12 protein-coding genes and 1 tRNA gene are annotated in these 14152 nt (G+C 63.3%); 6 read left to right on the forward strand and 7 right to left on the reverse strand.

The window, feature by feature from the left end:
• Positions 1-139 precede the first annotated feature (139 nt).
• Complete coding sequence (locus tag ACTODO_RS09175) at positions 140-1399, forward strand: Nramp family divalent metal transporter (protein ID WP_003793191.1); 1260 nt, start codon at positions 140-142, stop codon at positions 1397-1399.
• A 1043-nt stretch (positions 1400-2442) separates the two neighbouring features.
• Here the strand turns inward: ACTODO_RS09175 and ACTODO_RS09180 are convergent.
• The gene (locus tag ACTODO_RS09180) at positions 2443-2898 is read right to left on the reverse strand and encodes a ribose-5-phosphate isomerase (RefSeq protein WP_003794677.1); all 456 of its coding nucleotides are present in this window, start codon (positions 2896-2898) and stop codon (positions 2443-2445) included.
• A gap of 100 nt (positions 2899-2998) precedes the next feature.
• Between ACTODO_RS09180 and ACTODO_RS09185 the strand changes: the two genes are divergently transcribed.
• From ACTODO_RS09185 to ACTODO_RS09215, 5 genes are all read left to right on the forward strand, one after another.
• Positions 2999-3074: transfer RNA gene (locus ACTODO_RS09185), tRNA-Arg, on the forward strand.
• A gap of 169 nt (positions 3075-3243) precedes the next feature.
• Positions 3244-4662, forward strand: coding sequence for a sodium:proton antiporter (locus tag ACTODO_RS09190; RefSeq protein WP_003793195.1), 1419 nt, complete (start codon positions 3244-3246; stop codon positions 4660-4662).
• Positions 4663-5178: 516 nt separating this feature from the next.
• Positions 5179-6267, forward strand: coding sequence for a glycine zipper domain-containing protein (locus ACTODO_RS09200; protein ID WP_003793197.1), 1089 nt, complete (start codon positions 5179-5181; stop codon positions 6265-6267).
• A gap of 438 nt (positions 6268-6705) precedes the next feature.
• Positions 6706-7197, forward strand: coding sequence for a hypothetical protein (locus tag ACTODO_RS09210; RefSeq protein WP_244262553.1), 492 nt, complete (start codon positions 6706-6708; stop codon positions 7195-7197).
• Complete coding sequence (locus tag ACTODO_RS09215; RefSeq protein WP_003793205.1) at positions 7194-7958, forward strand: hypothetical protein; 765 nt, start codon at positions 7194-7196, stop codon at positions 7956-7958. Before ACTODO_RS09210 ends, ACTODO_RS09215 begins: the two co-directional genes overlap by 4 nt.
• A 60-nt stretch (positions 7959-8018) precedes the next feature.
• Here ACTODO_RS09215 and ACTODO_RS09220 read toward each other — a convergent pair whose 3' ends face one another.
• From ACTODO_RS09220 to ACTODO_RS09245, 6 genes are all read right to left on the reverse strand, one after another.
• Complete coding sequence (locus tag ACTODO_RS09220; protein WP_003793206.1) at positions 8019-8789, reverse strand: hypothetical protein; 771 nt, start codon at positions 8787-8789, stop codon at positions 8019-8021.
• Entirely contained in the window at positions 8786-9697 is a 912-nt protein-coding gene (locus ACTODO_RS10335; RefSeq protein ID WP_003793208.1) for a hypothetical protein, read from the reverse strand. The genes ACTODO_RS09220 and ACTODO_RS10335 overlap by 4 nt, the downstream gene beginning before the upstream one ends.
• A 169-nt stretch (positions 9698-9866) precedes the next feature.
• The gene (locus tag ACTODO_RS09230; RefSeq protein ID WP_003793210.1) at positions 9867-10694 is read right to left on the reverse strand and encodes a glycerophosphodiester phosphodiesterase family protein; all 828 of its coding nucleotides are present in this window, start codon (positions 10692-10694) and stop codon (positions 9867-9869) included.
• Positions 10691-11674 (reverse strand): M23 family metallopeptidase, encoded by a 984-nt coding sequence (locus tag ACTODO_RS09235; protein ID WP_003793211.1) that lies wholly within the window; start codon positions 11672-11674, stop codon positions 10691-10693. Before ACTODO_RS09235 ends, ACTODO_RS09230 begins: the two co-directional genes overlap by 4 nt.
• 44 nt (positions 11675-11718) lie before the next feature.
• Positions 11719-12753 carry a hemolysin family protein gene (locus tag ACTODO_RS09240; protein ID WP_003793213.1) on the reverse strand — a complete coding sequence of 345 codons (1035 nt, stop codon included), beginning with the start codon at positions 12751-12753 and terminating at the stop codon, positions 11719-11721.
• Entirely contained in the window at positions 12750-14078 is a 1329-nt protein-coding gene (locus ACTODO_RS09245) for a hemolysin family protein (RefSeq protein WP_003793216.1), read from the reverse strand. The genes ACTODO_RS09240 and ACTODO_RS09245 overlap by 4 nt, the downstream gene beginning before the upstream one ends.
• Positions 14079-14152 lie beyond the last annotated feature (74 nt).

Raw genomic sequence — 14152 nt, forward strand, 5'->3', positions numbered from 1 at the left:
CGCGAACTCTCCCCGGCCTCGTGGATGAAAACCTGGCCACATGCGCGTCCCATTCCCTACCCCTCCTCCGCCCCGCGGGCCTCTAGACGAGTACAGTTTCGGGTAACCGAACGTTTTTCGTCAGCAGTGAGGAACACCCGTGACCACCACGGACACCCAGCAGCGCCGCAAGCTCATCCCCCTCCTCGGCCCCGCCTTCGTCGCGGCCGTCGCCTACGTCGACCCCGGAAACGTCGCCGCCAACATCACGGCGGGCGCGCGCTACGGGTATCTGCTCGTGTGGGTTCTCGTGGCCTCGAACATCTTCGCGATGGTCATCCAGTACCTCTCCGCCAAGCTCGGCCTGGTCACCGGCCAGTCCCTGCCCGCCCTGCTGGGTGCACGCATGCGCAAGCCCGGGCGCATCGCATTCTGGCTTCAGGCCGAGATCGTGGCCGCCGCGACCGACCTGGCCGAAGTCATCGGCGGCGCACTCGCCCTCCACCTCCTCTTTGGGGTTCCGCTCCTGTGGGGCGGCGTCATCGTCGGCATCGTGTCGATGGCTCTGCTTCTTGTTCAGGGCGGTGGGCGCCAGCGCCAGTTCGAGACGATCATCGTCGGCCTGCTGATCATCATCACGCTGGGATTCCTGGCGGGCCTCTTCGTCGCGCCGCCCAGCCCCTCGGGCATGCTCGGCGGGCTCGTTCCTCGCTTCCAGGGCACCGACTCGGTCCTCGTGGCCGCCTCCATGCTGGGCGCGACCGTCATGCCGCACGCGGTCTACCTGCACTCCTCCCTCGTCAACGACCACGAGGCCGACGAGCTCGGCCCCTCCACCGGCGACGCCCGCCACTCCTCGGGACACCTCTCGCGCCTACTGCGCGCGACCCGCATCGACATTTACTGGGCGCTGAGCATCGCGGGTCTGGTCAACATCGGCCTGCTGCTCCTGGCCGCCGCGGCACTGGCCGGCCAAAGCGGCACCGACACGATCGAGGGTGCGCACGCCGCGATCTCCTCCACGCTCGGGCCCATCGTCGGCACGGTGTTTGCGGTCGGCCTGCTCGCATCGGGCCTGGCGTCCACGTCGGTGGGTGCCTACGCGGGCTCAGAGATCATGAACGGCCTGCTCCACATCCGCGTGCCCATCATGGCGCGTCGCCTCTTCTCCCTAATCCCCGCGCTCATCATCCTGGGCGCGGGCGCCGAGCCCACGTGGGCGCTCGTCGTCTCGCAGGTCGCCCTATCGTTCGGCATCCCCTTCGCGATCATCCCGCTCATGCGCCTCACCGCCTCACCCGACGTCATGGGCGACTACACCAACAATCGCCCCCTGCGCGTCACCGGTTTCCTCATCGCGGCCGTCATCGTCGCGCTGAACCTGTTCCTCGTGTACCTCACCCTCACCGGCCAGGGCTAAGAGAGTAGGTCGGGGCTCGGGCCCCTTGTCGGTTGCCACGGGCCTTTGCTGGTCCGGAGTGGCGGCCGGCGGCACTTTTCCCGCCCCACTAAGCCACCATTGAATCCACTAGCGCCTTTGCGGGGATCCAATCAGCCCCCATTGAAACCGCGAGCACCTTCGCAAGTCGGAACGCGTCTAGATTCAGCTCATTTTCACCCGCAGTGGTGACAGCGGTTTCACTTCGCATTGACTACGAGGCGGCAAAGGTGTCCTCGGTTTCGTGCAGCAAGCACCTCCCCCACTGATACGCCAATGCAGCCACCCACACCCAACGTCGCATGCAATTCCACGACTGCCTGCACCGACGTATTCTCGAAAACGCTGCAATCTCAAGGATCTACTACCACAGCTTGAAGGACTCACTGGGGAATTGCATGCGATATTGCTGAGCTCCCGCTTGGAGACGGCGGCGAGGACTGCAAGATCCCTCAGAACAGGCAACGCGAAAACTGCTGCGCCTGTGCGGACGATCGTGCCCCGGACGCCCGATGTTACAAACGTCGTCAATTCGGAGGATTTTCAATCGGTCACTACGGGGTCCTGTTACAAACGTCGTCAAACCAAGCCCAAAACAAGCGTTTTCTGGCGAAATATCGTGTGGATTGACGACATTTGTAACAATCACCCAGGGAGACCTACAAAAAGTCGCTCGGATTGACGACGTTTGTAACACGAAACAACTCAGCGGCATGAACTCTCACACATAAGAGCAGAACGTCGTCGCAGAGGGCAGACAAGTTGGGGATACCGCGCGGTCTGCGGGCCCTGGCGAAGCTTCCATCGGACGCGCCGAGCCACAGGTAAGCCACAAGGGTGGCGAGCAGACGATAGCCCACACGGCAGCTCCAGATCAGGCGGAGCGCACAGCACCGAGACACATCAGGCAACGAACAACGGCAAAAACTGCCGAAGCGGACGCACAAAGCGGGGCCGGTGGTCATTCACCGGCCCCGCCTCGTATGAATTAGCGCGAGAAGCGCATGTATCAACGCCAGAGGCTATCAGGCGCGCACGGAGCGCTCGTAGTCCTTCATCAGGTCGATGCGGCGCTGGTGGCGCTCGTCGCCGCTGAAGGGGGTCTCCAGGAAAGCGTCGATGAGGGCCAGAGCCTCTTCCTCGCTGTGCTGGCGGGCACCGACGGCCACGACGTTCGCATCGTTGTGCTCGCGGGCCAGACGCGCGGTCGCATCCGACCACACGAGGGCGGCGCGCACGCCTTCCACACAGTTGGCGGCCATCTGCTCGCCGTTACCGGAGCCGCCGATGACGATGCCGAGGCTACCCGGCTCGTCGACGACAGCCTGGGCTGCCTCGATGCAGAACGGCGGGTAGTCGTCGAGCGCATCGTAGGTGTGGGCGCCATGGTCGACGACATCGTGACCAGCCTCGCGCAGGTGCGCAACGACCTTTTCCTTGAGTTCGAAACCGGCGTGATCGGTGCCGATATGAACGCGCATGGGATCCTCCTGAAGAGTTCTCAAACAAGCAACGTCCACTAGTATGGCACACATCACCGTCCCGCGTGCTTGTATGAAACCCTGCTAAACTGACCGAGCTGCCCCGATAGCTCAGCGGATAGAGCGCTTGCCTCCGGTGCAAGAGGTCGCAGGTTCGAGTCCTGTTCGGGGTGCCACTCATATCCACACCGCTCACAATGCCCGCGCCCAACCCAGTGGAAACCCGCGAGCGAACGCGCCCCGGCCTCGTCGATGAGGCCACTCCCACCTCCCGGAACACTCCACACCCCGTTCCCCTACCCCATAAAATGGGGGGCGTATCTATCGTCAACCAAGGACTGGCCGATGACCTACCCCTGGTGGAGCCTGCTCCCCTTCGTCGCGATGCTCGCATGTATCGCCCTTCTGCCTATCATCCCGAAGACCGCGCACTGGTGGGAGAAGGAATCCTCCCAGCTGTCCGTCGCGCTTGCGCTGGGCGTTCCGACGACGGTCTGGATGTTCATGAGGGCGGGCACCGGCCCGCTCATCGCCACGGGTGTGGAGTACGTGCAGTTCATTGCGCTGCTCTTCGCGCTGTTCGTGGTCTCCGGCGGCATTCACCTGGCCGGCGACATCAAGGCAACCCCACGTAACAACACGATCTTCCTGGCGATCGGCGGCCTGCTGGCCTCGTTCATCGGGACGACGGGCGCGGCGATGCTGCTGATCCGCCCGCTCCTGGAGACGAACAAGGAACGTAAGCACCGCGTGCACACGGTCCTGTTCACGATCTTCATTGTGGCGAACTGCGGTGGCATACTGACTCCGCTCGGCGACCCGCCGCTGTTCCTCGGCTACCTGCACGGCGTGCCCTTCACGTGGACGTTCGGGCTGTGGAAGGAGTGGCTGTTTGTCCTGGTGCTGCTGCTTCTGTCGTACTACTCGATCGACCGCGTGCGTTACGCGTCCGAGGACACCGCCTCGATCGAGGCCGACGACCGCGAGGTCAAGCCCCTACGCCTGCATGGAAAAATCAACCTGCTGTTCTTCGCGATCATCATCCTGTCCGTCGCTTTCGCTCCGTCTTGGGATGGCGAGGCGCTGGCCGAGGGCCACTTCGACTCGTGGGTCGACCTGGTGCCGTGGCGCGAGCTCATCATGTTCGCGGTCGCGGGCCTGTCCTACAAGCTCTCGGATAAGAAGGTGCGATTCGAGGAGAACGCGTTCACGTGGGCTCCGATCATGGAGGTCGCGACCCTCTTCATCGGCATCTTCTCGACGATGGCGCCGGCGCTGCGCTACCTGGAGCAGATCGCCCCGTCGCTACCGCTGACCCGTATGACGTACTTCGTGTTCACGGGCGGCCTGTCCTCGATCCTGGACAACGCTCCGACGTACATGACGTTCTTCGAGATGGCGAAGGCAACCGGCGGCGAGGGCACCCTGGTCGCGGGCGTGCCCGAGTACTACCTGATCCCGATTTCGCTCGGCGCCGTGTTCTGCGGCGCGATCACGTACATCGGCAATGGCCCGAACTTCATGGTCAAGTCGGTCGCCGAGGCCGACGGCGTGCCCATGCCGTCATTCGGCCGCTACATCGGCTACGCGTTCACGCTCCTGGTGCCCGTCCTGGCCGCCATGGCGATGGTCTTCGTGGGCGAGTCCTGGCTGGTTCGAGGCCTGGGTATCGCTCTGGCCGCTGGCCTGGTGTTCCTGTCGCTCGTGCGCATCCGCCGCGCGGGCCTGGACGAGGCCGTGGCCGACTTCAGCGGCGACGAGTGAGCCGGCGGTCCTGACAAATGCGTTGAGGGGGCGGAGCCAAGCGGCTCCGCCCCCTCCCGTTTTCTCTGCAACAATTGAGTTCAACGGGGGAACGTATCTTGTCACGCAGGAATTGACGACGGTCGCGGAGGGCACTATCCTGGACTGTTACTGCTGACCACGTTGCAAGGGGAGATAGTTGTCTGGTGGAATCGTGTGGGATGCGGACGAGGTGTCGCGTGCCATCACTATCTTGAACTACTCAAGCGAAAACGTAGCATCCCGCACTCTTAAGCCACCTAGTAACGCGGGGAGTAATGAGGCAGACTTAGCGACACAGGTTGAGAGGATCAATCGCGTCATCCAGATGGCATCCTTCTGTTCCTTGGCTGTCGCTCACGGTCTAACTGCCGCATCCGAAGCCTTTGCGGCCGCCGACGATCAGGAAGCTGCCAACTTTGAGACTATGCAAGAGTATCTGCGCAACAGGGGGGCAGAATGAGCGCCAATAATGGCACACCAGCAGCCTCGTTTTCCATGCCGTTTTCGATTAGCGTCGAGAATCTCTTCACTTTCAAGGATCAATGTATGCAAATTGCCGGCGTATTGCACACTGCAGATAGCGATGCAATGCGCGCTTCATCCATTGTCGGTCAGCAGGAGGCACTTCTTGTCGAGGAGTGCCAGCACGATCTACAAACCACATCAAACGTATGTGAAGAGATCTCCAACGATCTGACAGCACTCGCGAACGCTTTGTCAGAACTCGCCTGGTCGATGAAGTCAGTGCGAGACGAGTACAAGGGAATCGCACAGAAAGCCCTAGGATGCGGTCTGATTGTCGTAGGCGACAAAGTAATCCTATTCGATGAGTCGGACGATAACCTTGTCCATAGTTTCAATGAGCTGCAAGCGCAAGCTAAGGTCCAGCAACTGAATTACGAACGAGCCGAGTATGTATTTTCACTCGCGCTAGACAACCTCAAAGTGGATGTCTATGAACAATGGATTGAACCCGTGTTCGACGCACTGAAGGAACAGTTTATTCTGGATGACAAGCATCCGATAGCTAAGGCGATCCCCTATGGCGTGGGACTGCTGGACATGAGCGGGCAAATAACAATCGGTGCTTCGATGTGGCATTTCAATCGACTGTATGAGCCTCCGAAGGGATTCTTCGCCAAAGGCGACCTGTCGAAGTGGACCTACCGGCCGATCGGGAGACATGGGCTGGAACCAATGGCCACACGATCGGTATCTCCGATCGCCACAAAAATTGGGAAAGTTGCCGGCCCGATAGGGGCGGTTGTCGACGGCGGTATCACCGCCTATGACACCTACCAAACCGATACCCAGCAGCACCCCGAATGGAGCGAGGAACACAAAATCGCACGAGCTGGCACAAAGGGCACTCTCGCCGGCCTGGGCACATGGGGTGGCGCAGCACTGGGAGCCAAAGGCGGCGCCGCCATCGGTGCGGCAGTCTCAGGGCCTTTCGCCCCCGTCGGCGCTGTTGTTGGCGGCATTGTCGGCGGCGTTATCGGCGGAGTGATCGGGCACTACACTGGAGAGAAGTTTGGAGACGGAATCAACTCAGTCATTGATAGCCATATGGACAAGGAGTAAAGGGATTCAGACGATGAAATACGATGATGTCATGCCAGTCTTGACACTTCTATTTGGTATCTTCTGCATGACAATGTGGTACCTTGAAATGTTTTCAGACAGTCGTCTTGGACGAATCTTGGGAACTATGACGAAACCAAGTCTTCGCGGCAGAAACTGGTCAGCGATCAGCACCCCAGCATTCTCGCTAGCCTTTATAAATGCCGGTGTCATGACCTTTGCTGAACACGGAATTATTCCTCGCGTCCTGTATACACCTTGCGTCTATATCTCAATACTCCTTATCCTAATAATTCTCATTGGCCTTCTACCCATCAAGTTTCCCCGGTGGGTCTACGCCGATTGGCAGTACGCAAAGCGCCATGGACTCCTGGACGAGAGCGGGAACATTGATCAGGAAGCATGGGCACGACACCATGCAAACAAGAAGGATCTGTGGTGAACGAACAGGTAACAATGACTCTTTCCTCGGGATGGAGATTCTTGACCCCGGAGGAACACGCACAGCTCGGTCTCCTCGCGGATGATCCCAGCGTTCGTCTCGTTGCCGTCGCTCAGACGAAAGATGAGGGTAATGTTCCGACCTTCGTGGTGACCGGCGGAGTACTCAGCACCAACGCGAGCGACGACGAAGTCTACGCAGACAGCGTCAGGCAGGTGGAGGAAGCGTTGCCCGGATTCCACCTGATCGACGACTTCGCATGGCCGGTTCACCCGGAAGGGGCTCGTTGGCGAACAGGCGTCTACATTCTCGACGATGTGTCGCTGACGCTCAGCCAGCTCACGTGGATGACACACATTGCACCCACTATGCAGCGACCTCCGCAGCGTTTCCTGTGGACCGCGACGTGCACATGCCCCAGCATTCTATTCCCAACGATCATCGATGATTTCATCACGATGGCTCAAACCCTGGAGGTGACACCGTGAGCGACCATCCAATCGGCACTAACTCCTCGGATCAGATCATCGTCACCGTCGAGCAGGCCGACGCCCTGCTCGAGATGATTGCCAGTAACGAGAATGCCGGGCGCATTTCAAGCGCTGCTCTCTCCAGCGGCCTGGTCTCACTCGGACTGGCCGGCGCCAACGGCTTAGCCGGCGACGCCGCACGCATCCTCGAACCAGTGCGAGCTGCACGCACCCAACTTGCGATCCGCGTCGTGTCCCCCAGCATGCGCGGCGTGGTACGCGACTGGAGGATCTGGCCCACAGCGCCTCGCTCCGTCGTGATGCGTTCCAACGTGGACGGCGTGCACTTCAGTCAGGTTGATTACTGCGAAGTCCCCCACATCGCAGCCCTCGCCTCCCTACTGCACGCCGGACCTACCATCCACGACGGGCCTCCTTACATTCCCGCAGATTTCATCGCTGCGATTCGTTCTCTCGACGCACAAGGTGCTCAGGATGTGCTCAATGATCTCGTGACTTATGGACCCGCAGAGTCGCACTTCGCCCAGGACTGCGTCTCGGGGCGTTGGAGCGTCGTCACCTGTGTGCGCGAGGAAATGCACGGTCGCGAGTGGCGAACCGGCTTGCACTATGAGTGTTTCGTGACGGACCATCTGCACGCCCAAATCCACGCACCGCTTGACGAGGAAGCGCTCGCCCACCTGTCAGCCGATCCGACACTGGACGCGCCGCCTCGCGCAGCGATCTGGGCGATGTTGATGGGGCTACTCGCGCCCTAGCATCTGCCTGCTGCGCGGCACGCGACCGCTGTCAGCACAGAAGCACCCTCACGAGCCACACTACTTGGCGAGCAGCTCCATCATGAAGCCCCACAGCGCCGTGCGCGGCGGAGCGTCCAGGGTAGGGGCGTTCTGCTCCCGCATGAGGACGAGAGCGCGAGGATCGATGGGCGCGTGAATTTGCGCGTGCATGTGATCGGTGATGAAGCACTCGACGTGCCCCGCGTCCTTCCACCCCTCCAGGGTCCGTTCTTCCCGCACGCACAGCGCGACGCTCCAGCGCTTGTGCCAGCAGTCCTGCGAGAAGTGAGAGTCCGTTGGCCCTTGAGCGGCCACATCGGTCAGGGCTGACTGCGCCCTTTCCAGGTCCACGTCACGCACCGCCTGCACGAAGTCGGCGGAGATCGACGGCGGGCCGTCATGGATGGTCGACCCGGGCTTAAGGAGAGTCTCCTCGGCGAGGATACGCGGGACATCGCAGTAATCAACCTGGGTGAAGTGCACGCCGTCAGCCTCGGTGCGCATGACGACCGAACGAGGCCGCGAGGGCCAAATCCGCGCAATGCGCACGCCGAGGCTCTGCCTCGGGGAGACGACGCGGATCGCGAGACGCGAGTCGACCATGCGCGCGGGACCCAGGATCGCCTCGGCGTCACCGGAGAGGCCGCCAGAGTCGACGAGGCCCGCACTGATGAGTCCACTGACGGGCATCGCGCTCGATAGAGCGCCGTCCCCCTCTCTCGCGCCAATAAGGTCGACAAGCGCATTCGCCTGTTCGAGGGAAACGACGAGCTCCTCCGGCGACGAGGCCGTGGTTCCTTCGACGGTCACGATTCCACCTCCACAGTGCGTGCCATTGTCATGAAGTCCTCGATGATCGACGGGCACGCGAGACTCGGACACGTGCATGTCGCGGCCCACAGGAATCGGCGGGGTTCCTCGTCCCCGTCGTTTCTGTGCCGGGTGAGCCACACGAGCTGCGCGACGGTCATCGAGACGTCGTTGAGGGTGTACACACCTGTAACGAAGCGGGTGCGCGCGGTGGGATACGGCACGATAGTGTCATCAATGAGGCGGCATCCCGGGTGCGGCTCAGCCAGGCGACCAGCGCTGCCATCAAGGATTTCCTTGTCCCCTTTGCCACTGATGACCTCAGTTTCAGTGATGACAATGTTCGGCACGTACCCTTCTGTTGCCTCCGCGACGGCAATGAAGCGAATGCTCTCATCCTGGCCGAGATCCCCGAGCTCGCTACGTTCTTCCTCCGACAGCTGCCTCCAACCGGAGGCCACACGCATCGTCACTTGCGTGTCCATAAGGCTCTCGCCCCCGCCACAATCGCGGTTCTGAGAGGACTTCTTCCCGGCCTTTCCTTCTTCTAAGAGGCCGTTGCGCTTAGCGTATTGCCATTCCGGGTACATACAATCGGGAAACTTGATGGGCAGAAAACCAACAATGAACAGTATCGGGCAAAGAAATACTGGAATAGACGCGCAGATAAACAACCACTTCGGAGGATCATACTGACCAAACCACACGACCACCGGCCCGAGGATCAGCCACATGGAATATGACGGTACGATGACGGAGTCAAAGTTCTTGGGGCGCCGATATCTCCCCGCGCGTTGTGGTAAATCCCAGCCTCCACTGGCGTGGAACATCTTGTAATACCAGTAGGCCATCCCCACGACCCCGAGGAGGAAGAAACCGAGCGGGTATGACGTAAGCTCCGAATTCATAACTCCCTCCCCGGTCTCCCTGCGATGAGAGCGGACAATTTTTCTCCCGGCGTCGCAGCAAGCAGTAACACGCCAGAATATTGCACAGCCAACAATAAAGTCAACGCACCAGAAACACGAAAAGGCGGGTGGTCCCTCCGGTGCGCGCCCGCCAATTCAAGCAAAAACCTCAATCCCTGGGGCCCGAAACAGAACCGGGAGCCGGAGGCTGGGTCCACAGGCCTCGCTGGTCCAGGAAGTCCCGCAGGAAGACGGGACGGTCGGTGATGATGCCGTCGACGCCGACCTCGAGGAGGCGCAGCACGTCGGCCACCGTGTTGATGGTCCACACGTGGACGGCCAGGCCCAGTGTGTGGGCAGTAGCCACGAAGCGCTCGTCAACCACGCGGATGGGGCCCTGGTGCATGGGAACCTGTGCGGCGATGGCGCCCTGGCGCGGGCCGGGCACGTGCCACCAGGCGGGGTTCGTCGCGCTCTTCGCGGCGCCCACGAGGCGCACGACGGCCTCGGTCCCCAGAGATGTGGCGACCGCGCGCGCAGGGTCCGAGGCGGCGATGCCGCGTACGGCGCGCAGGCGCGGCTCGGAGAAGGAGGCAACGAGCACGCGGTCAGCCGCGCCGTGGTCGGCGATGACGTCGAGGAGCGGGCCTTCGACGCCCGGCTCCTTCGCGTCGATGTTGAAGTACATGTCGGGGAATGCCTCAAGGACCTGAGCGAGCAGCGGCATCTGCTCCCCGGAGTCGCGGTGGCGCAGCTTGGACAGCTCGCGCCACGTCATCTGAGCGATCGCGCCACTCCCGTCGAAGCAGCGGTCCACGGTCTCGTCGTGGCAGATAACGACCTTGCCGTCGGCGGTGATGTGAGCGTCGGTCTCCACGTGGCGGATCCCGGCCTCGTAGACGTAGGCGAATGCGCTCATCGTGTTCTCGGGGGCCTCCTCGCTGCCGCCGCGGTGGGCGAAAACGATGGGCCCCTGACGCATGGTGACGGGCATCATGAGCAAGACTCCTGTCCGAGATAAACAGCTTTGTTCTCCTGCATCCACGCCTCCGGATCCACGGGGGTATCCGAGGAGTCGTGGATTTCGAAGTGCAGGTGGGGGCCCGTCGACCATCCGTTGTTGCCGACCGCGCCAATGACCTGCCCGGCGGTGACAGTGTCGCCGACCTTCACCGTAATCTTGTTCATGTACTGGTGCAGGTAGGCGGAGTGGAAGACGGTGCCGTCGGAACGCGTGTGCTTGATCTGCACGTAGGCGCCCGAGCGTGAGTTCTCCGCGACCTCCTCGACGACGCCGGCATACACGGAGGTGATGGGCGTGTCGAGCGGGGCGGCCATGTCGATACCCTCGTGGGCCAGGAGCTGGCCAGACACGGGCGAGATACGCATCGTGAAGGGCGAGGTGATCGTGTAGGTCCCCTCCGGCAACGGCCAGTAGATCGTGTCGGCGACGACGCGCACGTTACGGTTGCCGTCCGCACCGTTGCCCGACGCGCAGCCGGTGATGGACACGGGCGCCTTGGCCTTGGCGCGCGAGTTCGCGGTGAGGGTTCCGTCCAGGGCGGTCGCCTCGGGCAGAGCGGAGGACACGGCCCAGCTGGGGCCACCCACCGAAGCGCCGAAAGCACGCGCGGGCACGGTCAGGGAGGAGTCGGATCCGACGCGTCCCGTCATGGGCACGGCGATGGTGGTCCCCGCCAGCCCCAGCACGAGGAGGGCGCGGAGGACGTAGCCGACCGGGTGAACGTTGCGGCGTCGCTCCCGCGCGGACGAGGCCGGGGCTTCCTCCGCGTCCTCTCGATCCGTCGCGGGATCGGGGGTGGGGGCCGAGGCCTCGTCAGTCATCGGGATCGCAGACGTCGTCGGGTTCTCCTGCTGATCGTCCGCGTCGTGGGGGCGCGCCGCGCGCAGCTGCGACCGCTTCGGCAGCGGGCACTCGGTGTCGCTCACGCTCTCCCCCTTGTCCGTGTTCGTCACGAAGTTATGACCTCGATCTAATGTACCTTGCGGATCGCGGCTCGTCACGGGCGCTGGAGAACGTCTCGGACTTCGCCGACCAGCAGTTCGAGGATGTCTTCGAGGAAGAGGATACCGACGACCGCGCCCGCCTCGCGCACGAGGGCGCAGTGCACGCCGGTGCGCTGCATGTGGCGCAGCGCGTCTTCGACCTGGTCATCGGCGGACACGGACTCGAGGCGGCGGATGCGCCACGGGGTGATCGGCTGCTCACGCTCCTCGCCGGTGGCGTACAGGACATCCTTGAGGTGCACGTAGCCGACAATCGAACCATCGTCGCCGGCGATCGGGAAGCGAGAGTAGCCCGTGTGGGCGACCTGTTCTTCCACGTCGGCCGGGGTGGCCCCCTCGGGCAGGACGACTAGCTTGTCGAGGGGGACCATCGCGGTCCCGGCCGTCTCCTCGGAGAACTCCAGGGTGCCGCTGAGCAGGCCCAGCTCGTCGGTCAGCACGCCCTCCGCCTGCGAGGCGACGACGATCGAGGCGACCTCCTCGATCGTGTAGGAGGCCGAGATTTCCGAGCGCGGCTCGTAACCGGCCCGGCGCACGAACCAGTTCGCGAAGTGGTCCATGGCCTCAATGATCGGGCGCAGGACGTGGCCCAGGCGCACGAGGACGGGGGCCAGGATCAGCAGCATGCGCACGGGGGCGGCGATCGAGATGTTCTTCGGGACCATTTCGCCGAAGACGACGTGGCAGAAGAGAACGATGACGAGGGCGGCGGCGAAGCCGACGACGTGGCTGGTCGCCTCGGGCGCGCCCAGGCGCCCGAGCGGCGACTCGACGAGATGCGCGATCGCGGGCTCCGCGACGACGCCCAGGGTCGTGGACGCGACCGTCACGCCCAGCTGGCAGATCGCCAACATGAGGGACACGTGCTGCAGCGCGTACAGCGCAGCAGCCGCGCCGCGCGCACCCTCGTCGGCGAGAGGCTCGACCTGCGAGCGACGCGTCGAGGTGACCGCGAACTCGCCGGCAACGAAGAAAGCGTTGACGGCCAGCAGGGCCACGGTGATGGCGAGACCAACTCCCACGCTCACAGTGACACCTCCTCATCCTCAGCCTCGGGGGCGGGCGTGATCGCCACCTGGGCGACGCGACGCCCCTGCATCTGGGTGACCTCGATGCCGATGCCGTCCACGTTCACGCGCGATCCAACGACCGGAATCTCGCCCAGCTCGTTCATAACGAGGCCGCCGATCGTGTCGTAGGGGCCGTCCGCGGGCAGGTTGATGTCCGTGCGGCGCGCAAGCTCGTCGGGGCGCAGCGTGCCGGGAACAAGGAAAGTCCCGTCGGGGCGCGGGCGGATGCCGAGGCGACGCTGGTCGTGCTCGTCGGAGACCTCGCCGACGATCTCCTCGACGACGTCCTCGAGGGTGACGATGCCCGACACGCCGCCGTACTCGTCGACGACGACGGCCATCTGCAGGCCCTCGTCACGCAACTGGACCATGAGGGGACCGATCGGCGCGGTCTCGGGAACCGACGGCGCGTCGGTCATGAGAGACGACGAAACCACGGGGACCTCGGCGCGACGATCGGCGGGCACGGCGACCGCGCGGCGCAGCGACACCAGGCCGAGGATGTCGTCGGAGTCGTCGCCAATGACAGGGAATCGGGAGTGTCCGGTTTCGCGGGCCAGGTCGAGCACGTCCTGGGCGCTATCACCCTCGCTGAGGGTGTGCAGGCGGCCGCGGTCGGTCATCACGTCGGCGGCGCTCAGGGTGGACATGCGGATCGTGTTGACGAAGAGGTCGGCCGTGGACATATCGAAGGTGCCTTCTTCGACGGAGTGCTCGACGAGGGCGGCCAGCTCGGAGGCGGAGCGCGCCGAGGAGATCTCCTCCTGGGGCTCGATGCCCATGCGAGCGAGCACCCAATTCGCGGTCCCGCCCAGCACCCAGATGACGGGGCGGGCAATCGCGGTGAAGGCCATCTGGAAGGGGACGACGCGCACGGCGGTCGCCAGGGGGTGTGCCAGGGCGAGGTTCTTGGGGACGAGCTCACCGAAGAGCATCGAGAAAACGTTGACGAACGTGGCGGCCACGAATGCCGCGATGCCGGTCGCAAGCCCCCAGGCGAGGCCGACCGATCCGAGCAGGTCCTCCAGCAGGTCGGCCAGCGCGCTCTGCGTCGTGTAGCCGAGCAGGATCGTGGTGAGCGTGATGCCCACCTGCGCGCCCGACAGCTGGGTCGACAGCGTGCGGGTGGCGCGAAGGACGGAGGCGGCCCCACGATCCCCTTCCTCGGCCTTCTTGTCGAGGACGGCTTGGTCGACCGCAACAAGCGAAAACTCGGCGGAGACAAAGATGAAGGTACCGGCGGTCAGGACAACGCCGAGCAGAAGCATGAGGACGGTGGTCATCGCGTCGCCCCCTCGACGAGGCCGGGGCGGGTCGCGGGTACGCGCGCGGACAGGGGGTGAGAAAGAGCGGCCAT

It is taken from the genome of Schaalia dentiphila ATCC 17982, from assembly GCF_000154225.1.
GTDB classification, from domain to species: domain Bacteria; phylum Actinomycetota; class Actinomycetes; order Actinomycetales; family Actinomycetaceae; genus Pauljensenia; species Pauljensenia dentiphila.

Bases quoted from the DNA above. Each gene is read 5' to 3' on its own strand.
- ACTODO_RS09245 (WP_003793216.1), bottom strand. From the start codon at position 14,078: ATGACCACCGTCCTCATGCTTCTGCTCGGCGTTGTCCTGACCGCCGGT.
- ACTODO_RS09230 (WP_003793210.1), bottom strand. From the start codon at position 10,694: ATGATGCCCGTCACCATGCGTCAGGGGCCCATCGTTTTCGCCCACCGC.
- ACTODO_RS09200 (WP_003793197.1), top strand. From the start codon at position 5,179: ATGCCGTTTTCGATTAGCGTCGAGAATCTCTTCACTTTCAAGGATCAA.
- ACTODO_RS10335 (WP_003793208.1), bottom strand. From the start codon at position 9,697: ATGAATTCGGAGCTTACGTCATACCCGCTCGGTTTCTTCCTCCTCGGG.
- ACTODO_RS09190 (WP_003793195.1), top strand. From the start codon at position 3,244: ATGACCTACCCCTGGTGGAGCCTGCTCCCCTTCGTCGCGATGCTCGCA.
- ACTODO_RS09180 (WP_003794677.1), bottom strand. From the start codon at position 2,898: ATGCGCGTTCATATCGGCACCGATCACGCCGGTTTCGAACTCAAGGAA.